This window comes from Rhizobium sp. YS-1r, from assembly GCF_000757525.1.
GTDB classification, from domain to species: domain Bacteria; phylum Pseudomonadota; class Alphaproteobacteria; order Rhizobiales; family Rhizobiaceae; genus Neorhizobium; species Neorhizobium petrolearium.
Genome location: NZ_JPYQ01000056.1, coordinates 280,698 through 298,761 on the forward strand (window position 1 = coordinate 280,698; position 18,064 = coordinate 298,761).

The window sequence follows — 18,064 nt, forward strand, 5'->3', positions numbered from 1 at the left end:
CCCCTAATTTTAAGGGGTTCTGAATACTTCCCTGACCTGCCCCGCCTTTCGATCCACCGGAGGGCGGGTTTATTTTTGGGACAGGCCGAGAGTTCATTCATCCCTGATGCTCATGAATGAGTCGATGCACGAATTCCAGCTTGCCGACGACCGCCGATGTCAGGATGAACGGGTAGAGATCCGGAACTCCCATCGAGCGGTGCACGCTGTTCAGTGCCATGCTGAAAGGAACCCAGGCCGAGACAAGCTGTTCTGCGCTCTGCGCGTTATAGGGATCGAAAGCGATTTCGGCCGCCAAGGCCTCATGCTGCCTCGTCGCGATCGACATGCCATAGGCGCGTGCCGTTTCCAGCGCATCGGCGATGTGGAGGTAATGCGCGAAGGTTTCGGCGAAGTCTTCCCAGGGATGGGTGCTCGCATACGTGCTGATGAAGAATTGCTGCCAGTCCGGCGGAGGACCCCACTCGTAATTCTGTTTCAGCGCCTCGGCATAGTCCCGCCTCTCGTCGCCGAACACGGCACGAAACGCCTCCAGCCTGCCGCCGTCGCGCACCAGCTTGTCCCACATGTAATGCCCGATCTCGTGGCGGAAGTGGCCGAGCATGGTGCGATAGGGCTCGTTCATCAGGACCCGCATCCGCTCGCGGGTAACATCGTCGGCTTCCGCGGCGCGGATGGCGATCAATCCATCCTCATGGCCGGTTATCGCCGGTACGACCGTGCCGTCCTGCTGCACCTCGTCCACCAGGAAATCGAAGACAAGGCCGCCTTCCGGATCCTCCTCGCGATTGGTGCGCGGCAAGTTCCAGCGCAGAAGCGAATAGAAGAGATGCCGCTGCGCCTGGCTGATGCGGCGCCACTGGCCGAGGCCAGCCTCCGTCGAGGCATCCGGCACAAGGCGGTTATGCCGGCAAGCGGGGCAGAAAGGGTGCGGATGATCCGCAAGCACGGTCCAGTTGCAGATGTCCATAGCGGCATTGGCGCAGAGCCGCACCTTGCGGGCGGGTTCGGCGACGAGATGCCATGTACCCTCCCCCGCATCTTCCACGAGCGCATGCATGGCGAGCATTTCCGGCACGAAGGCCAGCCGGTGGCCGCAATTCACACAGGAGCGGTTGTCGAAATGAATGGGCTGTCCGCAATGATCGCATTCGTAGAGGCGCATAGACGATCAACTCAGGCGTGACCTGCCTCGCTGGATAGCATCTCCGGGCTGACGCCAAGCAGCGCCAGCGCCCGTTCATATTTGCCCTCCAGCGCGCGGTCGAAGATCAGTTCGTCGTTCGCGGGGCAATTCAGCCACCCGTTGCTGGAAATCTCCAATTCAAGCTGGCCCGGACCCCAGCCGGCATAACCGAGCAGCATGGTTGCCCGCGCCGGCCCGCGCCCATTGCAAATGGCCCGGATGATATCGAGCGTAGCGGTCAGCGAAATGTCGTCACTGACCGGTATCGAGGACTCACTGACGAAATCATCCGAATGCAGCACGAAGCCGCGGCCGGTTTCCACCGGTCCGCCTGCGAGGATGGGAAAATCTCGTGTATCGCCGGGCAGCATGATCGCTTCCTGCTGATCCATAAGCTTCAGGTGCAGGAGAACGTCCGTGAAGGAGATGGGTTGTGCGCGATTGATGATAAAGCCCATGGCGCCCGCGGTGGAATGGGCGCAGATATAAACGACCGCACGCGCGAAATTGCTATCCTTCATGCCGGGCATGGCAATCAGGAACTGGCCATCGAGGAAACCCCGTTCGCACTTGTCCCTCAAGGTCGAGAAAGCCATCATGTCTCCAGCCTGCCTTCCGGCCCGAACTCCGGGCTTGAAGGGTTTTGAATCCACCATCTGATCAAGATGGGGCAGTCGGCCCCATCAATCAACCGAAAATGATCGGCTTTTCCCGGCTCATGACTAGTCCGGGTGAACCAGATCGATTAAACCTTTGGCCGATGACAGCAAAATCGGCCCGTAGCTCTTCGATCCGCACCTTCGTTGCACTTGCCGCATGCCTTGTGGCGGGCATCACGGTCAGCTTTGCCAACACAAGCCGTGCCGAGATCACGCCCTGGGCTACAAACGAAGGCGGCCGGATGCGGATCGTCGCGTTGCCTCCGGAGCCTGACGGTACGGTGCGAGGCGCGTTGCAGATCGAACCGAAGCCCGGCTGGATCACCTACTGGAAGGAACCCGGCGACGCCGGCATTCCGCCGCAGGTCGTTTTTTCCAAGGCAAGCGGTGTGACGCTAAGCCATGTTTCCTATCCCGTTCCGAAGCGGATCGACAACGGCAAACTGCGCGATATCGGTTACGACCGACCGGTGACCCTGCCTTTCGAGTTGAAAGTGGAAGGTCCCCACAAGTCGCTGAACCTCGGCGCGTCTGCCTTCGTGGGCCTCTGCCGCAATATCTGCATTCCCTTCCAGGCGGAGTTTTCCCTGGCGCTCGGTTCTACGAAGGGGACCCCGGCCGAGGAAGCGATGATCCTCAACATAGCCGCTTCCAGGCTGCCCGAAGGGCCTTCGGATGATTTCGCCGTCACGCATTATGCGATGACCCAAGGCCGCAACATCTTGAGTCTGAAGTTGAAGCTGCCGGAACAGACATCCGAGCCCCCGCAGGTGATCGTCACAGGGCCAGAGGGCCATGTGCTCTTCGACGGCATCAACGGCCGCCAGGATGGCGACGCCTATGCACTCGACATGCCGGTCGGCAAACTGCCCAAGAACTACGATATCAACGGCAAACGCTGGGGTATCCTGGTGATCGCCGGCAACCGCGCCATGGAAACCTCGCTGGCCTTCGAGTAAGTGGCTTCACAGCAGGCTTTCTGCTTCGCCTCTCCTTGTCATATGTCAAGTCCGGACTATAGTGCGCCGCAACTGGCGGGCCGGAGGTACGAGCCTGCCCAACCGAGGAGAGTTCCCATGACCATTGCCGTTGGCAGCAGACTGCCCTCCGCCACATTCAAGGAAAAGACCGCGGACGGTCCCGTGGAAATCACCACGGAACAGCTTTTTGCCGGCAGGAGGGTCGTCCTCTTTGCCGTTCCCGGCGCGTTCACGCCCACCTGCACGCTGAACCACCTGCCGGGCTATCTCGAAAACCGGGATGCGATCCTGGCGAAGGGTGTCGACGACATTGCCGTCCTTTCCGTCAACGACTGGCACGTCATGGGGGCCTGGGCCCAACAGACGGGCGGACTCGGCAAGATCCACTTCCTCGCCGATTGGGACGGCGCGTTCACCAAGGCGCTCGGGCTTGACCTCGACCTTTCCGCCGGAGGCCTGGGGGTTCGCTCGAAGCGCTATTCGATGCTCATCGAGGATGGCGTGGTGAAGTCGCTCAATATCGAGGAAAGCCCCGGACAGGCGACCGTTTCCGGCGCTGCAGCGATGCTGGAACAGCTTTAGGCGATACCTGCAATCTGCTTCAGGGGCGCTTCGGCGCCCTTTTTTCTCCCGCGCCAGACCGGCAGACGATGGCCGCGGGCAAGCGTCCGCAGCCTCACAAAGCCATATCGAAGACCATCAGCCCCGAAAGCCCGCCATCGGCGGAGGCGATAATACGATCGCCGACAGCGACATGGTCTGGATGGACCAGATAGGCGTCGCGCGCCTCCGGGCTCTCGAAGGTCACGATGAAACCATCGAGAAAGCCGCCGTTCAGGCCTTCCGGCGAAACGTTCGGGCCGTATTTGAAATCGAGAATGCCGGGGGTGACGTTTTTCAACGCGGCGACCGCGTCATAGATCGCCTGCTTGTCGGCATGCTGGAGAGCCGCCTTGAACCGAACGAAGACGCAATGCAGGATCATGAGGCTCTCCCGGTTTTGGTTTGCGGCAGAATAGTGGCTGGCACGGCAAGCGCAACCACGTGTCAGGCGATTTCCAGAAGAAGCGCACGGTGGTCCGAGACTTCCGGTTCGGCGACAACCTCGAATTTCTCGATCCTCACCTGGGGCGTCACCAGGAGATAGTCCGCATAGCGGCCCTCCTTCGGATACCAGGAGGTGCGCGTATCGGTGAAACCACGCGTGGTGACGAGATCGGTGAGGCCGAGTCTTTCGAGAATCGCGAAGGTCTCACTGTCCGGCAGGAGATTGAAATCACCGCAGACGACCAGTCCATCCCCCGGCTGCCGGACCTTTTCGATAAGACCTGCCAAAGCGTGAGCCTGCGCCAGCCGCGCCGGCGTGTCACCCTTGCCGGCGAGATCGCGCAGGCCGTGCATCTGCACGATCGTCACCGCCGAGCCCGTATTACCGCGAAAGATGCGGATACCATGGGCATTGCGGGGACGCGGATGTTCGCCGAAACCGGAGACAGGAAAGTCTCCGTGGATGAAGCCCTGGACCTGGCCGATCACCGGCAGCCCCCAACGGACGAAGGTTGCAAGTCCCCATTCGGATGCTACTTCGCGATCGCCATCATAGAGCGGGCCGCGTGCGGCGGGAGCGAAAAAGGCATGATGGCCACGTAGAATCGCAGTCACATCCTCCAGCAAGCTGGCGCGCTGCGGCAACTTGAAGTCACCCTCGCGGAAGGTCAGCCAGCCGCAGCCAGAACCCGCGACATGGGTGACTTCCTGAAGGCAGAGCACATCCGGATCGGCCGCCTCGAGGTATTGCATCAGCGGCTCGTGGACGCGACCACCCCAGGCATTCAGGCAGATGAGACGAAGGGCCATGGGTCAGCGCTCCGCCGAAACGATCAGGAACATCGGCCGGTCCATCTCTTCGGCGAGATCGGGATTGGCGGCGATCTGATCCGGCGAGGGATGCCATTCGATGACGCGGCGGATCGCAAAGCCGTTGTCGATCAGCGTGTTCAGCGTCGTGCCGAGGGTACGGTGATATTTGACGACACCCTTGGCGAGCCAGTCGGTCGTGCGTTTACCCTCGACCGAATAGTCATCCACCGGCCAAAATCTCTTGCCAGTTCCATCCGTCTGCCAGTCCGGATTGGCCGAGGCCATGTAAATCGGGTGCTCGATCATGAAAATGAATTTTCCACCCGGCAAAAGGGCATCATGCACCTGCCGCACCAGGCGATCGAAACCTTCCAGATAGTGAAAGGCAAGCGCGCTATAGGCGAGATCGAAGGCTGCACTGGGCAGCTCCACCTGTTCCAGATCGGCGATCTCGTAGGTGACGGCCGGATGAGCATTCTCCGTCTGCCCCCGGGCGATCATGTTTTCGGAAAGGTCGAGACCAAGCACCGCTGCGGCGCCCTCTTCCGCCGCAAACCGTGCAAACCAGCCGAACCCGCAGCCGAGATCGATGACGCGCAGCCCCTTCATCGGCGGCAGCAAGGTGCGGATCACCGGCCATTCGGCAGCACCGGCAAGGCCATATACCGACCTGCCGAGCTGGCTGTAACCGGCGAAAAATTCCGGTCTGTCATAGATGTTCTGGGCCATCGTTCCCTCCGCGGCCGGTCGATCTACTTCTTCTTGAACGGCGCCATGCCGAGCCTGGCGAGTTCGTCGGCGCGCTCGTTTTCCGGATGGCCGGCATGGCCCTTGATCCAGTGCAGCGTCACCTTGTGCTTGCTGCGCGCTTCCTCGAGCTGCTGCCAGAGTTCGGCATTCTTGACGGGCTTCTTGTCTGCGGTCTTCCAGCCGTTCCTTTTCCAGCCGAAAATCCACTTGGAAATGCCATCCTTCACATAGGCGCTGTCGGTATAAAGGTCGACCTCGCAGGGCTGCTTGAGCGCGCTGAGCGCCTGGATCGCAGCCATCAGCTCCATGCGGTTATTGGTCGTTTCCGCCTCGCCGCCGAACATTTCCTTTTCGCTTTCGCCATAACGCAGGATGGCGCCCCAGCCGCCCGGGCCGGGATTGCCGGAACAGGCCCCGTCGGTAAAAATATCGACATGCTTCATGACGAGATCGCTTCCGATGCCAGGCCATATTCGGCGGCAGAGGCGATCTGCCGGTGGAAGCGCAACTTGCGCAGGTATTCGAGCGGGTCCTTCTTGACCACCAGCGCGCCGGGCGGCGTCGTCAGCCAGTCGTAAAGCCTTGTCAGGAAGAAACGCAGCGCCGAACCGCGCGACAGGACCGGGAGGGCAGCAATCTCCTCCGGCGAAAGCGGACGCACGCTCTGATAGCCTTCCAGCATCGCCATGCCCTTGGTGAGGTTGTAGGCGCCGTCCTTTTCGAAGCACCAGGCATTCAGGCAGATCGAGACGTCATAGGCGAGCAGGTCGTTGCAGGCGAAATAGAAGTCGATCAAGCCGGAAAGCCCGTCGCCTAAAAAGAAGACGTTGTCCTGGAAGAGGTCGGCATGGATGACACCTGCCGGCAGATCCTTCGGCCAATTGCCGGCCAGAAAATCGAGCTCGGAGGCGATCTCGTCCTGTAGTCCCTTTTCCACCTCGTCGGCACGGTCGGCGGATTTCGCCCAGAGCGCCTTCCATCCTTCGAGCGACAGCGCATTCGGCCGCGTCAGCGGAAAGCCCTCGCCCGCAAGATGCATCTGAGCAAGCGCCTTGCCCACTTCCCGGCAGTGCTTCGCCTCCGGCTTCCTCAACCACATGCCTTCCAGGAAGGAAATGAGCGCAGCCGGGCGGCCGGAAAGCTCGCCGAGCAACTGACCGTCGTGACGCGGCAGCGGCAACGGGCAGGACAGGCCACGCGCATAAAGATGCTGCATCAGGCCAAGGAAGAACGGCAGGTCGGCCTTCTCCACCCGCTTTTCATAGAGCGTCAGGATCAGCGGCCCGCGGGTTGTGTGCAGCAGGAAATTCGAGTTCTCGACACCTTCGGCGATGCCCTTGTAGGAGGTCAGTTCGCCGACATCGTATTCGGTCAGGAAATGTTTGAGGTCGTCCTCAGTAATATCGGTGTAAACGGCCAAGGTGTCATTCCGCTGTGATTCTGCCGGCAGAGGTATTACGGCTCTTCCTAACCGCTCCCCCCGCCCTTCGCTAGGGCTCAGGGCGTTCGAAGCTGAAATCGATTCACTGGATCGATTTCTCCGGCTCCGCCGGAACGCTTCTCACCCATTCACCCATTCCATGTCCTCATGGGTCAAGGGCACGCCGCGCAGTTCGCGATTGACGAGGAAATTCTCGTTCTCCTCCGCCGTGATCGCCAGTTCGATCTCGGCAGCGAACCGTTCCTTGAAGGCCGCGATGATCTCGTCGACGATGACCTCGGGAGCCGAAGCGCCGGCGGAAAGACCGAGGGTGCGGATGTCGCCGATCTCGTCCCAGTTCAGTTCCGAGGCCCTCTGCACCAGCAGCGAACGCTTGGCACCGGCGCGCAGAGCCACCTCCACCAGCCGTTTGGAATTTGACGAATTCGGTGCACCAACGACGATGAAGAGGTCGCAGCCCGGTGCTGCTTCCTTGACCGCCTCCTGGCGGTTGGTGGTCGCGTAGCAAATGGAATCAGCCGCCGGGGCGGTAAGGTTCGGAAAGCGCTCCTGCAGCCTGGCGATCACGCCCGCCGTATCGTCCACCGACAGAGTGGTCTGGGTGACGTAGCCAAGATTATCGGGATCGGCGGGCTGGTACCTGTCGGCATCCTCAACCGTCTCGATCAGCGAGACAGTACCGGGAGGGAGCTGGCCCATCGTGCCGATCACTTCCGGATGACCGGCATGACCGATGAGGACGACATGGCGGCCGAGCCGCTGGTGGCGCATGGCCTGCTTATGAACCTTGGAGACCAGCGGGCAGGTCGCGTCGAGATAGAAGAGATTGCGCGCCTCGGCATCCTGCGGCACGGATTTCGGCACGCCATGGGCGGAGAAGACGACCGGCTGCTCGCGATGCTCGGCCGGGATCTCGTCAAGCTCCTCCACGAAAATCGCGCCCTTCGCCTCCAGTCCCTCGACCACGTAGCGGTTGTGGACAATCTCGTGGCGAACATAGACCGGGGCGCCATAGGCTTTCAGCGCCAGAACGACGATCTGGATCGCCCGGTCGACGCCGGCGCAGAACCCGCGCGGGCCGCAAAGGCGGATCGTCAGGGGGGGCTTTTTCACCTGGATATTCATTCCGGTCCCATGGTCATTGCTTGCGCTCCATATAGGCGAGCGAATCCGGCTGCGCCAAGGAAAATGTTGCCTATTGCCCGGACGCGCCCGGACGTTTACGCCGCATCCAGACGCCCGCAACCACCGCAACCAGCGCCGCCGCCAGCCCGTACCAGGTGATGGCATACTGGAGGTGGTTGTTCGGCAGTTCGAACTGGGTCACGCCTCCCCTCGGCCAGCCGCCCGGATTTTCGACGGAAGCATCGGCATCCACGAAGAAGGGAACCATCTTCGATGCATCAAGCCCGACGCTCGAAACCATGGCGTCCAGATCCTTCCAGTAGAAGATGTTCTTGGCGAGATCGTTGTCCGGCACGATATAGGAAGGCTTTCCCGCGAGCCGCGAACGGGCATAACCGGTGACGGTCTGCTCGCCCGAGATCTCGCCGGCAGCACGGGTCGCCGGGTCCTTCATTTCATAGGGGACGAAGCCACGGTTGACGAGAAGGATGCGGCCGTCGGCAAGCGTCATCGGCGTGTAAACGTAGAAACCGGTCTGCCCCTCGAAGGTCGCGAAGAAATGCCGCTCCTTTGTGTGATCGAACGTGCCGGTCACCGAGACACGGCGGTACTCGATTTCGCCGCTGCTCTTTTCGATCGCTTCGACATCCGCAAGCGCGACCGGCGCCGCCGCACGGCGCTCGGCGATGTCAGCAAGCAGGCCTTCTTTCCAGTGCAGGCGTTCCACCTGCCAGGTGCCGAGCGACAGCAGGATCGCCAGCGCCGCAAGGATTACCGCAGCCGTGGCAATTGCCCTGCTGCGACTGCGGGTCGGCCCGCCGCCTGATGCGGTTTCCGGAGAGGCTTTCATCACCATCGAATTCCTGTCCTCGAAAAAGCAGAAGGGCGGCTTTCGCCGCCCCCGCCAATCTCTAGCGCCTGGCCTCAGTGGGCGAGCGGCGCGCCCCAACCGCCCCAGATGTAGACGGCGAAGAAGAGGAACAGCCAGACGACATCGACGAAGTGCCAGTACCACGCAGCGGCTTCGAAGCCGAAGTGATGGGTGGGGGTGAAGCCGCCGTTCAGCGCACGCAGCAGGCAGACGGCCAGGAAGATCGTGCCGACCAGCACGTGGAAACCATGGAAGCCCGTCGCCATGAAGAAGGTCGCGCCGTAGATCGAGTTGGCGAACTCGAAGGGGGCATGCGCATATTCATAGGCCTGGACGCAGGAAAACAGGATGCCGAGCGCAACCGTCAACGACAGGCCGGCGATCAGTCCCTTGCGGTCATCGTGAAGCAGCGCGTGGTGCGCCCAGGTCACGCAAGTACCGGAAAGTAGCAGGATGACCGTATTGTAGAGCGGCAGGTGCCACGGATCGAGCACTTCGATGCCCTTCGGCGGCCACTGGCCTCCCAGCACCTCGGTGCGCGTCGCCTGGATCGCCTCGTTGGAGAACAGGCTGGCATCGAAGAAGGCCCAGAACCAGGCGACGAAGAACATCACTTCCGAAGCGATGAACATGATCATGCCATAGCGAAGGTGCAGCGATACGACGCGGGTATGCGCGCCCGCACGGCCTTCCTTGATCGTATCCGACCACCAGCCGATCATCGTGTAGATGATGATCGCGAGACCGATGAAGAACAGCCACGGCGTGGCAAAATTCACGCCGAAAATCTGGAATGCGCTACCATGCAGGTAGCGCATGTAACCAACGCCGCCGAAGGTGATGACAAAAGCGCCGAGCGAGGCCAGGATCGGCCACGGGCTCGGATCGATGATGTGGTAGTCGTGCTGTTTCTGATGCGCATCGGCCATGTCAGAATTCCCCGGATGAATGCCTGTTTCGCCGGAACCCGGCGAACCCTCTCAAAGTTTCTTGTCCACCGCCTTATTGCCCTCCGGCAGAGCGGCGACCGGCTTGCCCGGCTCGCTCGGATAGAAGGTGTAGGACAGCGTGATCGTCTTGATATTCCTGGTCTCGTCCGCCTTGGCGATCTCCGGGTCAACGTAGAACACCACAGGCATCTTGACCGTCTCGCCCGGCTGCAGCGTCTGCTCGGTGAAGCAGAAGCACTCGACCTTGTTGAAATAGGCGCCCGCTTCCATCGGCGTCACGTTGAAGACGGCCGAACCCGTCGTCGGACGCGGCGAACGGTTGGTCGCCGTATATTCGATCTGTATCGTCTCGCCAATCTTGGGATTGACCATCTTGGCCGGCTTGAACTCCCAGTTCAGGCCCGGTGAGATATTCGCGTCAAATGTGACCTGGATAGTCCTGTCCAGGATCTTTTCGGAATACTGCTCTACCCGCTGGGTCGTGCCGTTATAGCCCGTCACCTGGCAGAACAACCGGTAAAGCGGCACGGAAGCATAGGCAGCACCGACCATGCCGGCGACAAAAACGACGCAGCCGGCGAAGATCGCGCTGTTGCTGACCCGCTTTGCCTGACCGTTCTGAACGACATCCGTCATCGCTTCGCTCCTAGCCCCCAATATTGCCGATTTTCACCAGCGTCATGACGTAGAAGAGGATCACCAGTCCGGCGAGGACCAGCCCGAGCGCGATATTCCGGTTGCGGCGCGATTTCTTCTGCGCGTCGTTGAGCTTGATGGTTTCGATCACAGCATACCTCCGAGGAGGTCAGGCAATCCCTCGAAAAGCCGATCCGTGAGCAAAGCCGAGAAGATCGCGAACAGATAGAGAATCGAGTAGGCGAACATCTTCTTCGCCGGGACCATTCTTTCATCGCCGTCGGGCATGCGCCGGACGGCGATGGAACAGTAGATGAAGATCGCGCCGAGCAGGGTAGCGAAAATGCCGTAACCCAGTCCGGCAAGACCCGTGAAGGCCGGCGCGACGGCTGCCAGCGCCGTCAGCACGGCATAGGCGACGATCTGGTTCTTCGTGGACGCTTCGCCAACGACATTCGGCATCATCGGAACGCCGACGGCGCCGTAATCCCGCATCTTGAAGAGTGCCAGCGCCCAGAAATGCGCCGGCGTCCAGAGAAAGATGACGAGAAAGAGCAGGATGCTGTCCAGCGAGATGCCGCCCGTGACACAGGCCCAGCCGATCATCGGCGGGAAAGCGCCGGATGCGCCGCCGATGACAATGTTCTGCGGCGTCGAGCGTTTCAGCCACATCGTGTAGACGACGACATAGAAGAAGATGGTGAAGGCGAGCAGGCCGGCCGCGAACCAGTTGACCGCAAGCCCCAGGATGACGACCGAGAAGACCGAAAGCGTCAGGCCGAAAGCGAGCGCTTCCTGCGGCAGGATGCGCCCGGCCGGAATAGGACGCTTGGCCGTGCGGGTCATGACGGCGTCGATATCGGCGTCATACCACATGTTGAGCGCGCCGGAAGCACCGGCACCGACTGCAATACAGAGGATGGAGATCAAGCCGAGCACCGGGTTGAGATGACCGGGCGCCAGCATCAGGCCGGTAAATGCGGTGAAGACCACGAGCGACATGACCCGCGGCTTCAGAAGCTCGAAGAAATCGCGCGCACTCGCTTCCGAGAGGCGCACGCCTCCATCGGTGCCGAGAGCGTCGTGATTGCCGATAACCGTCATTGAACCGTCCTGTCTGGTAGTCCGGGGCATCGCGGGTTCCGCGATGCCCTCTCTCAAGTTCGAGCCGCTCAGCGGATGCGCGGCAGCTGCTCCCACTGGTGGTAGGGCGGCGGCGAGGAAAGCTGCCATTCGAGCGTGGTGGCACCCTCACCCCAGGGATTATCGCCGGCGACTCGCTTCCTGGCGAAGGCTTCCCATACGCCGAAGAGGAAGATCAGCACGCCGACAAAGGAGATGTAGGAACCGATCGAGGAAACGTAGTTCCAACCCTCAAAGGCATCCGGATAGTCGATGTAGCGGCGCGGCATGCCGGCGAGACCAAGGAAATGCTGCGGGAAGAACACGAGGTTCACGCCCACGAACATGACCCAGAAATGCAGCTTGCCGATGAACTCGTTGTACATGTAGCCGAACATCTTCGGGAACCAGTAGTACCAGGCCGCGAAGATGGCGAAGACCGCGCCGAGCGACAGGACGTAGTGGAAGTGTGCCACGACGTAATAGGTGTCATGCAGCGAACGGTCGAGGCCGGCATTGGCGAGCTGGACGCCCGTGACACCGCCGACGGTGAACAGGAAGATGAAGCCGATCGCCCAGACCATCGGCGTGCGGAAGGTCAGCGAGCCGCCCCACATCGTCGCAATCCAGGAGAAGATCTTGATGCCGGTCGGAACCGCGATGACCATCGTCGCGAAGACGAAGTAGCGCTGCGCATCGAGCGACAGGCCGACCGTGTACATGTGGTGGGCCCAGACGATGAAGCCGACGGCGCCGATCGCGACCATGGCATAGGCCATGCCGAGATAACCGAAGACCGGCTTTCTGGAGAAGGTCGAGATGATGTGACTGATGATGCCGAAGCCGGGCAGGATCAGGATGTAGACTTCCGGATGACCGAAGAACCAGAACAGGTGCTGGTAAAGGATCGGATCGCCGCCGCCTTCCGGCGCGAAGAAGGTCGTGCCGAAGTTGCGGTCGGTCAGAAGCATGGTGATGCCACCTGCCAGAACCGGCAGCGAGAGAAGGAGCAGGAAGGCGGTAATCAGAACGGCCCAGGCGAAAAGCGGCATCTTGTGCAGCGTCATGCCCGGAGCGCGCATGTTCAGGATCGTGGTAATGAAGTTGATCGCACCGAGAATCGAGGACGCACCCGCAATGTGGAGCGAGAAGATCGCGAGGTCGATCGCCGGGCCGGGATGACCCGCGGTCGCGAGCGGCGGGTAGAGCGTCCAGCCCCCACCTGCACCATAGGCGCCCGCCGGTCCCTCAACGAACATCGAAAGAAGCAGCAGGAGGAAGGCAGGAGGAAGCAGCCAGAAGGAGATGTTGTTAAGACGCGGGAAGGCCATGTCCGGCGCACCGATCATGATCGGAACCATCCAGTTGGCGAAACCACCGATCATTGCCGGCATGACCATGAAGAAGATCATGACCAGCGCGTGAGCAGTCGTAAACACATTGAACATGTGCTTGCCGCCGTCGATCGCGGCGTCACCTTCGAAGCCATAGACCATCGAAGCCAGGCCATGGAAAATCTGGATGCCCGGCTCCTGCAGTTCCATACGCATGGCGACAGAGAGAAGGCCGCCGATGATACCCGCCATGATCGCGAAGATCAGATAGAGCGTGCCGATGTCCTTGTGGTTCGTCGAGAAGAACCAGCGGGCAGCGAAGCCCGGCTTATGGGAATGATGATCGTCGTGAGCATGCACATCGTGAGAGGTGCGAGCATGAGCGTGATCGTCGTGAGCGGATGCCATTGTTCTCACTCCTCCTGATTACTTGGATTCGTTTGCCGCAACCGCGAGATTGCCGGCAGGCCTGTCGACCGCAGCCATCAGGGCCTTGTTCGCACCTGGAAGATCGCTCCCTGCCTGCGCAAGCCAGGCATTATACCTGTCTTCAGAGACAACACGGATGGCGATCGGCATGAAGGCATGATCCTTGCCGCAAAGCTCGGAGCATTGACCATAATAAAGACCTTCGTTCTCGGCCTTGAACCAGGTCTCGTTCAAACGACCCGGAACGGCGTCGATCTTGAGGCCGAAGGCCGGCATCGCGAAGGCATGAATGACGTCCGACGGCGCGGCGGTCACCAGCAAGCGGATCGTCTTGCCGACCGGAACGACCATTTCGTTATCCACGGCAAGCAGGCGCGGATAAGCGGCGACATCCGTCTTGCCGGCAGCGGTGCGATCTTCTTCCTTCAGCATGAAACTGTCGAAGGCGACCGGGTTCTCGCTACCTTCATATTCATAGTTCCACTGCCATTGGGTGGCAGTGGCTTTTACCGTCATGTCCGCATCCGGAAGCTCAAGCTGGGCGTTCAGAAGGTTGAAGGAGGGGATGGCGAGGAAGAAGAGGACGAGGACCGGGCCGAGCGTCCAGACGATCTCGATCATCGTATTGTGACTGGTGCGTGACGGCACGGGATTGGCACTCGACCGGAACTTCACCACCACCACGAGGATGAGCGCCAGGACCAGGAGCGTGATCGGCACGATGAACCAGAGCGTATAATGCTCGAACCACCTGATCTGGTGCATGATCGGCGTGGCGGGCGCCTGAAGGTCTATCTGCCACGGATGCGGCTGGTCCGCATAACCGGCAGAAGCAAAGAGCAGACAGATGAGCGCCATCATCACTGCATAAGCTCTGTTCATCACTACATTTCTCCCCATGCGTTTGATCTAGGACAAACCGAACGCAGAATCCAAGCTATATACGGTCTGCTTCAATCACAGTTTGCCTGCCGCCGCAATATCTGGCGGGAAAAGCCCGTGCGGCATTTTTGCGCCTCCCGGAACCCCTTGAATCGTGGCAAAAGACTAGGTTCGGCCGAGCCGGATTTCCGGCACCCGTCGTGTATTTGCGGAAATCTCAACATTTCCCGGCATGCCACCGGATCATTTTACCACCAGAATCCAGCGATTTCTTTATGCGTGAATCAGCAAGACATCACATCGCACTATGGGTCCCATTTTCGCCGTACTCGGCTGGAAAGACGGCGGGGCTTTTCAATTCGTCTGGTGGACGTCAAGAATAGCCGCACTGATTCGTCTTTCAGAGGTTTCCATGGGTCGTCCCTCCCTGATCCGCGCTGGTCTTGCCGTGATGCTTGCAGCGGCTACATCGCTTCCGGCATTTGCGCAGCAGCCCGGTCCGCGGCCTATGCCACAGCCGTCGCAGGACTCCACCCGGCAACCGGCGCCGCAAGCAGCTCCCTCTGCCCCAAACGGCACGGGGACCCAGCAGCCGCCGGCCCAGAAGCCTCAACCACCAGCAGGCAATGTCCGGGAGAATCACGGCGCCTGGTCGATCATCTGTGACCGACCGGCGGGCGCCTCCGCCGAGCAGTGTGCACTGATGCAGAACGTGATCGCCGAGGATCGGCCGGAGGTCGGCCTCTCGGTCGTCGTGCTGAAGACAGCCGACCGGAAGGCGAAGATCCTTCGCATCCTGGCACCGCTCGGCGTGCTCTTGAAGGATGGCATGGAACTTTATGTGGACAACAACAATATCGGCCGCGCCTATTTCACCCGCTGCTTCTCGGAAGGCTGCTATGTGGAGGTGGAAATCGACGACGAGCTGATGCGCATCCTGCGCGCCGGCAAAAACGCCGTCTTCGCGCTGCGCGAATCGGCGGACCAGGATCGCGTCGGGATTCCAATCGAGCTTACCGGCTTCGGCGAAGGCTACGACGCGCTTCCCTGAGCGGCGTGTAATAATAAAGTGAACACGCGCACTGGGACGACGGCTCATGGAACTGCAGGGCAGCCATCACTTCCCCGTCCGTTTCGATGACGAGGTCGTGCGCGATGCGGTGCGCGCCTTCGTCATCCAACGTACCGTGCGCGAGCAGAAGATGAAGTGGGGCGCGGCTGCGCTGATGCTGGTGGCCTGTCTTGTCTTGCTCCTGCAGGGCAATTTCACGCTCGCCATCCTGGCAGTCGTCGTAGCCTGCTTTCCGGCACTTTTCAGCGCCATCGTCTGGCGCGCCCATTCCGCCAATGCATTCGGCCGCTACGGACGGATGAAAGACCGTCGCGCGGATGTGAGTATCGACGCGGAAGGTTTCGGCATCGCCTCCGATCTCGGCACCGGAAACCTCACCTGGCGCAATGTCACCGAAATCTGGGAGCGGCCGCGTTCCTTCATGCTCTTCAGCGGCTCAAACGCCTTCAACATCCTGCCGCGAGAAACCATGCCGAAAGAGCCCCAGGCCTATCTGAGCGCGCGTTCAGTTCGAAGATAGGCTTGCTTCGCCCCCGCCCCGGACCTACATCGGTCGGGAGAGCGCGCGCGTCTTTCGCAGCGACGCCCAAGGAGCATCTATGAACACCGATCTTCTCAACCTTTTCGACTGCGACGAGACGAAGCTGCGCTCGATCCTTTCCGAGACGCTGTCCGGCGCCGACGACGGCGAGCTTTTCGTGGAGCATGCCCAGGCAGAATCACTCACGTTCGACAACGGCCGGCTGAAGGGTGGTTCATTCAATACAGACCAGGGATTTGGTCTACGGGCGGTCGCCGGTGAGGCTGTGGGTTACGCGCATGCGGGCGAATTGTCCGCAGCTGCCCTTTCACGCGCCTCGGATGCAGTCCGCGCCGTCACCGCCGGTTATGCCGGCTCCTATGCCGCCGCCCCTCAGCGCACCAACAAGAAATACTACGGCGACGAGAACCCGATCGGATCCCCAAGCTTCGAGGAGAAGGTCAAGCTCCTGACGGATATCGATGCCTATCTGCGCAACAAGGACGACAAGGTGCGGCAGGTGACCGCCACCGTTTCCGCAAGCTGGCAGGTGGTCGACATCCTGCGTGCCGACGGCCATCGGGTGCAGGATATCCGCCCGATGACCCGCATCAATATCTCTGTCGTCGTCGGCGAAGGCGACCGGCAGGAGAGCGGCTCCTTCGGCACCGGTGGACGCATCGGCTTCGGCGATTTCGTGACGGAAGGCAACTGGCAGACAGGCGCCGACGAGGCGCTGCGTCAGGCGCTTGTGAACTTGACCGCAATCGATGCGCCGGCCGGCACGATGGACGTCGTGCTCGGCTCCGGCTGGCCGGGCGTCATGTTGCACGAAGCGGTCGGACACGGGCTGGAAGGCGATTTCAACCGCAAGAAGACCTCGGCTTTCGCCGGTCTTCTGGGTGAGATGGTCGCCGCACCCGGCGTCACGGTCGTCGACGACGGCACGATCGATAACCGCCGCGGCTCGCTCACCATCGACGACGAGGGTACGCCCTCCGGCTATAACGTGCTGATCGAAAACGGCAAGCTCGTCGGCTACATGCAGGACCGCCAGAATGCCCGGCTGATGGGCATGAAGCCGACCGGCAACGGCCGCCGGCAGGGTTATGCCCATGTGCCGATGCCGCGCATGACCAACACCTACATGCTCGGCGGCGACAAAACGCCGGAAGAAATCATCGCGTCGGTGAAGAAGGGCATCTACGCCGTATCCTTCGGCGGCGGCCAGGTGGACATCACCTCCGGCAAGTTCGTGTTCGGCTGCACCGAGGCCTACATGATCGAAGACGGCAGGATCGGCCCTGCTATCAAGGGCGCCATGCTGATCGGCAACGGTCCGGATGCGATGAAGCGCGTCTCCATGGTCGGCAACGACATGAAGCTCGACACCGGCATCGGCAATTGCGGCAAGGGTGGCCAATGGGTTCCGGTCGGCGTCGGCCAACCGCACCTGAGGATGGACCAGGTGACGGTCGGCGGCACGAAGGCGTGACGCCGCATCGTTCCAATGCGCTGATCCCCGAGCTTTCCGTCAGCGATTGGAGGAAAAGCCGAGATTTCTATTGTGATTTGATTGGTTTTTCAGTCGTCTACGATCGGCCGGAAGAAGGTTTTGCTTTCCTGGCGCTCGACGAGGCGCAATTGATGATCGATCAGATCGGCATCGGCCGGGATTTCGATATAGCCGGAGCACCACGCGAATATCCGTATGGACGCGGGCTCAACCTGCAGATAGTGGTTCCGGCGCTCGACCCGATCCTCGCCCGGCTCGAAACCGCCGGAGTCTCACTCTACCTCGATCCCGAAGAGAAATGGTATCGCCGCGAGAAGAACGAGGCCGGCAACCGCCAGTTCATCATCGCCGATCCGGACGGCTATCTCCTTCGGCTCTTCGAGGATCTTGGTGAGCGCCCGCTCACTCGGCATCCAGCCTGAACAGCCATTTCCGTTCAATCGCCGCGGCAAGATCGATCCGGTTGTTGCGGGCAAAAAGCAGGATATGCCCGAGGAGATCGGCGGTCTCGTCGGCAAGATCGCGATTGAGGTCGTCCTCGCTCCGCCCCTTCTTGCGGCCGCGGCCGGTCGCGCGATTCCAGGCCTGGGTGAGTTCACCCACTTCTTCCTGCAGTTTCAGGACAAACCAATCGGGGTCGCGCTCGATGCCGTGGGTTTCGACATAAGCGGCAGATGCGGCCTCGAACTGGCCGGCAAGTCTCTCCAGCATAACGTTCTCCTTTTGTGCCA

General features: G+C 61.0%; 22 protein-coding genes. 6 read left to right on the forward strand and 16 right to left on the reverse strand.

What is annotated here, in order from left to right; genetic code table 11:
* Positions 1-97: 97 nt before the first annotated feature.
* Both JL39_RS26960 and JL39_RS26965 read right to left on the reverse strand, forming a co-directional pair.
* Complete coding sequence (locus tag JL39_RS26960) at positions 98-1,165, reverse strand: putative zinc-binding metallopeptidase (protein WP_037158064.1); 1,068 nt, start codon at positions 1,163-1,165, stop codon at positions 98-100.
* Positions 1,166-1,176: 11 nt separating this feature from the next.
* Complete coding sequence (locus JL39_RS26965; RefSeq protein WP_037158068.1) at positions 1,177-1,782, reverse strand: YqgE/AlgH family protein; 606 nt, start codon at positions 1,780-1,782, stop codon at positions 1,177-1,179.
* 164 nt (positions 1,783-1,946) lie between these two features.
* On the opposite strand from JL39_RS26965, the gene JL39_RS26970 reads away from it, so the two are divergent.
* Both JL39_RS26970 and JL39_RS26975 read left to right on the forward strand, forming a co-directional pair.
* Positions 1,947-2,804 carry a protein-disulfide reductase DsbD domain-containing protein gene (locus tag JL39_RS26970; protein ID WP_052183142.1) on the forward strand — a complete coding sequence of 286 codons (858 nt, stop codon included), beginning with the start codon at positions 1,947-1,949 and terminating at the stop codon, positions 2,802-2,804.
* Between the two features lie 117 nt (positions 2,805-2,921).
* Positions 2,922-3,407 carry a peroxiredoxin gene (locus tag JL39_RS26975; RefSeq protein WP_037158071.1) on the forward strand — a complete coding sequence of 162 codons (486 nt, stop codon included), beginning with the start codon at positions 2,922-2,924 and terminating at the stop codon, positions 3,405-3,407.
* A 94-nt stretch (positions 3,408-3,501) separates the two neighbouring features.
* Here the strand turns inward: JL39_RS26975 and JL39_RS26980 are convergent, their stop codons facing one another.
* The 13 genes from JL39_RS26980 to coxB form a co-directional block, all read right to left on the reverse strand.
* Positions 3,502-3,810, reverse strand: coding sequence for a Dabb family protein (locus JL39_RS26980; protein ID WP_037158073.1), 309 nt, complete (start codon positions 3,808-3,810; stop codon positions 3,502-3,504).
* Between the two features lie 62 nt (positions 3,811-3,872).
* Complete coding sequence (locus JL39_RS26985; RefSeq protein ID WP_037158080.1) at positions 3,873-4,682, reverse strand: endonuclease/exonuclease/phosphatase family protein; 810 nt, start codon at positions 4,680-4,682, stop codon at positions 3,873-3,875.
* Between the two features lie 3 nt (positions 4,683-4,685).
* Positions 4,686-5,414, reverse strand: coding sequence for a class I SAM-dependent methyltransferase (locus JL39_RS26990; RefSeq protein WP_037158083.1), 729 nt, complete (start codon positions 5,412-5,414; stop codon positions 4,686-4,688).
* A 23-nt stretch (positions 5,415-5,437) separates the two neighbouring features.
* Positions 5,438-5,878 carry a ribonuclease HI gene (rnhA, locus tag JL39_RS26995; RefSeq protein ID WP_037158086.1) on the reverse strand — a complete coding sequence of 147 codons (441 nt, stop codon included), beginning with the start codon at positions 5,876-5,878 and terminating at the stop codon, positions 5,438-5,440.
* Complete coding sequence (locus JL39_RS27000) at positions 5,875-6,855, reverse strand: homoserine kinase (protein WP_037158093.1); 981 nt, start codon at positions 6,853-6,855, stop codon at positions 5,875-5,877. The genes rnhA and JL39_RS27000 overlap by 4 nt, the downstream gene beginning before the upstream one ends.
* A gap of 141 nt (positions 6,856-6,996) precedes the next feature.
* Complete coding sequence (ispH, locus tag JL39_RS27005) at positions 6,997-8,001, reverse strand: 4-hydroxy-3-methylbut-2-enyl diphosphate reductase (RefSeq protein ID WP_037158096.1); 1,005 nt, start codon at positions 7,999-8,001, stop codon at positions 6,997-6,999.
* 70 nt (positions 8,002-8,071) lie between these two features.
* Positions 8,072-8,857, reverse strand: a complete 786-nt coding sequence (locus JL39_RS27010; RefSeq protein WP_081953011.1) for an SURF1 family protein — start codon at positions 8,855-8,857, stop codon at positions 8,072-8,074.
* A 68-nt stretch (positions 8,858-8,925) separates the two neighbouring features.
* Positions 8,926-9,801, reverse strand: coding sequence for a cytochrome c oxidase subunit 3 (locus JL39_RS27015; protein ID WP_037158098.1), 876 nt, complete (start codon positions 9,799-9,801; stop codon positions 8,926-8,928).
* A gap of 51 nt (positions 9,802-9,852) precedes the next feature.
* On the reverse strand, positions 9,853-10,458 hold the full coding sequence (locus JL39_RS27020) for a cytochrome c oxidase assembly protein (RefSeq protein WP_037158100.1): 606 nt from the start codon (positions 10,456-10,458) through the stop codon (positions 9,853-9,855).
* Between the two features lie 10 nt (positions 10,459-10,468).
* On the reverse strand, positions 10,469-10,609 hold the full coding sequence (locus JL39_RS32240; RefSeq protein ID WP_200884033.1) for a hypothetical protein: 141 nt from the start codon (positions 10,607-10,609) through the stop codon (positions 10,469-10,471).
* A complete protein-coding gene (locus JL39_RS27030; RefSeq protein ID WP_037158102.1) occupies positions 10,606-11,562 on the reverse strand; it encodes a heme o synthase in 957 nt (318 codons plus the stop codon). The genes JL39_RS32240 and JL39_RS27030 overlap by 4 nt, the downstream gene beginning before the upstream one ends.
* A 68-nt stretch (positions 11,563-11,630) precedes the next feature.
* Positions 11,631-13,322 carry a cytochrome c oxidase subunit I gene (gene ctaD, locus JL39_RS27035; RefSeq protein ID WP_037158104.1) on the reverse strand — a complete coding sequence of 564 codons (1,692 nt, stop codon included), beginning with the start codon at positions 13,320-13,322 and terminating at the stop codon, positions 11,631-11,633.
* An 18-nt stretch (positions 13,323-13,340) separates the two neighbouring features.
* A complete protein-coding gene (gene coxB, locus JL39_RS27040; RefSeq protein ID WP_052183143.1) occupies positions 13,341-14,225 on the reverse strand; it encodes a cytochrome c oxidase subunit II in 885 nt (294 codons plus the stop codon).
* Between the two features lie 412 nt (positions 14,226-14,637).
* Here coxB and JL39_RS27045 point away from each other — a divergent pair, with 412 nt between their 5' ends.
* The 4 genes from JL39_RS27045 to JL39_RS27060 all read left to right on the forward strand — a co-directional run bounded on the left by JL39_RS27045 (position 14,638) and on the right by JL39_RS27060 (position 17,755).
* Positions 14,638-15,276, forward strand: a complete 639-nt coding sequence (locus tag JL39_RS27045; protein WP_037159802.1) for an invasion associated locus B family protein — start codon at positions 14,638-14,640, stop codon at positions 15,274-15,276.
* 46 nt (positions 15,277-15,322) lie between these two features.
* Positions 15,323-15,817: a YcxB family protein gene (locus tag JL39_RS27050; protein ID WP_037158108.1), complete on the forward strand. Its 495-nt coding sequence runs from the start codon at positions 15,323-15,325 to the stop codon at positions 15,815-15,817.
* Between the two features lie 79 nt (positions 15,818-15,896).
* Entirely contained in the window at positions 15,897-17,312 is a 1,416-nt protein-coding gene (gene tldD, locus JL39_RS27055; RefSeq protein ID WP_037158110.1) for a metalloprotease TldD, read from the forward strand.
* Positions 17,309-17,755 carry a VOC family protein gene (locus JL39_RS27060; protein ID WP_037158112.1) on the forward strand — a complete coding sequence of 149 codons (447 nt, stop codon included), beginning with the start codon at positions 17,309-17,311 and terminating at the stop codon, positions 17,753-17,755. Before tldD ends, JL39_RS27060 begins: the two co-directional genes overlap by 4 nt.
* Here the strand turns inward: JL39_RS27060 and JL39_RS27065 are convergent.
* Positions 17,736-18,044, reverse strand: coding sequence for a pyrophosphatase (locus JL39_RS27065; RefSeq protein ID WP_037158114.1), 309 nt, complete (start codon positions 18,042-18,044; stop codon positions 17,736-17,738). The two genes, JL39_RS27060 and JL39_RS27065, sit on opposite strands and share 20 nt — an antisense overlap.
* Positions 18,045-18,064 lie beyond the last annotated feature (20 nt).

Excerpts from the sequence above, each read along its gene's own strand:
- JL39_RS26960 (WP_037158064.1), bottom strand. The coding sequence starts at position 1,165 with ATGCGCCTCTACGAATGCGATCATTGCGGACAGCCCATTCATTTCGAC.
- JL39_RS26965 (WP_037158068.1), bottom strand. The coding sequence starts at position 1,782 with ATGGCTTTCTCGACCTTGAGGGACAAGTGCGAACGGGGTTTCCTCGAT.
- JL39_RS26970 (WP_052183142.1), top strand. The coding sequence starts at position 1,947 with ATGACAGCAAAATCGGCCCGTAGCTCTTCGATCCGCACCTTCGTTGCA.
- JL39_RS26975 (WP_037158071.1), top strand. The coding sequence starts at position 2,922 with ATGACCATTGCCGTTGGCAGCAGACTGCCCTCCGCCACATTCAAGGAA.
- JL39_RS26980 (WP_037158073.1), bottom strand. The coding sequence starts at position 3,810 with ATGATCCTGCATTGCGTCTTCGTTCGGTTCAAGGCGGCTCTCCAGCAT.
- JL39_RS26985 (WP_037158080.1), bottom strand. The coding sequence starts at position 4,682 with ATGGCCCTTCGTCTCATCTGCCTGAATGCCTGGGGTGGTCGCGTCCAC.
- JL39_RS26990 (WP_037158083.1), bottom strand. The coding sequence starts at position 5,414 with ATGGCCCAGAACATCTATGACAGACCGGAATTTTTCGCCGGTTACAGC.
- rnhA (WP_037158086.1), bottom strand. The coding sequence starts at position 5,878 with ATGAAGCATGTCGATATTTTTACCGACGGGGCCTGTTCCGGCAATCCC.
- ispH (WP_037158096.1), bottom strand. The coding sequence starts at position 8,001 with ATGAATATCCAGGTGAAAAAGCCCCCCCTGACGATCCGCCTTTGCGGC.
- JL39_RS27010 (WP_081953011.1), bottom strand. The coding sequence starts at position 8,857 with ATGGTGATGAAAGCCTCTCCGGAAACCGCATCAGGCGGCGGGCCGACC.
- JL39_RS27015 (WP_037158098.1), bottom strand. The coding sequence starts at position 9,801 with ATGGCCGATGCGCATCAGAAACAGCACGACTACCACATCATCGATCCG.
- JL39_RS27020 (WP_037158100.1), bottom strand. The coding sequence starts at position 10,458 with ATGACGGATGTCGTTCAGAACGGTCAGGCAAAGCGGGTCAGCAACAGC.
- JL39_RS27030 (WP_037158102.1), bottom strand. The coding sequence starts at position 11,562 with ATGACGGTTATCGGCAATCACGACGCTCTCGGCACCGATGGAGGCGTG.
- ctaD (WP_037158104.1), bottom strand. The coding sequence starts at position 13,322 with ATGGCATCCGCTCACGACGATCACGCTCATGCTCGCACCTCTCACGAT.
- coxB (WP_052183143.1), bottom strand. The coding sequence starts at position 14,225 with ATGAACAGAGCTTATGCAGTGATGATGGCGCTCATCTGTCTGCTCTTT.
- JL39_RS27045 (WP_037159802.1), top strand. The coding sequence starts at position 14,638 with ATGGGTCGTCCCTCCCTGATCCGCGCTGGTCTTGCCGTGATGCTTGCA.
- JL39_RS27050 (WP_037158108.1), top strand. The coding sequence starts at position 15,323 with ATGGAACTGCAGGGCAGCCATCACTTCCCCGTCCGTTTCGATGACGAG.
- tldD (WP_037158110.1), top strand. The coding sequence starts at position 15,897 with ATGAACACCGATCTTCTCAACCTTTTCGACTGCGACGAGACGAAGCTG.
- JL39_RS27065 (WP_037158114.1), bottom strand. The coding sequence starts at position 18,044 with ATGCTGGAGAGACTTGCCGGCCAGTTCGAGGCCGCATCTGCCGCTTAT.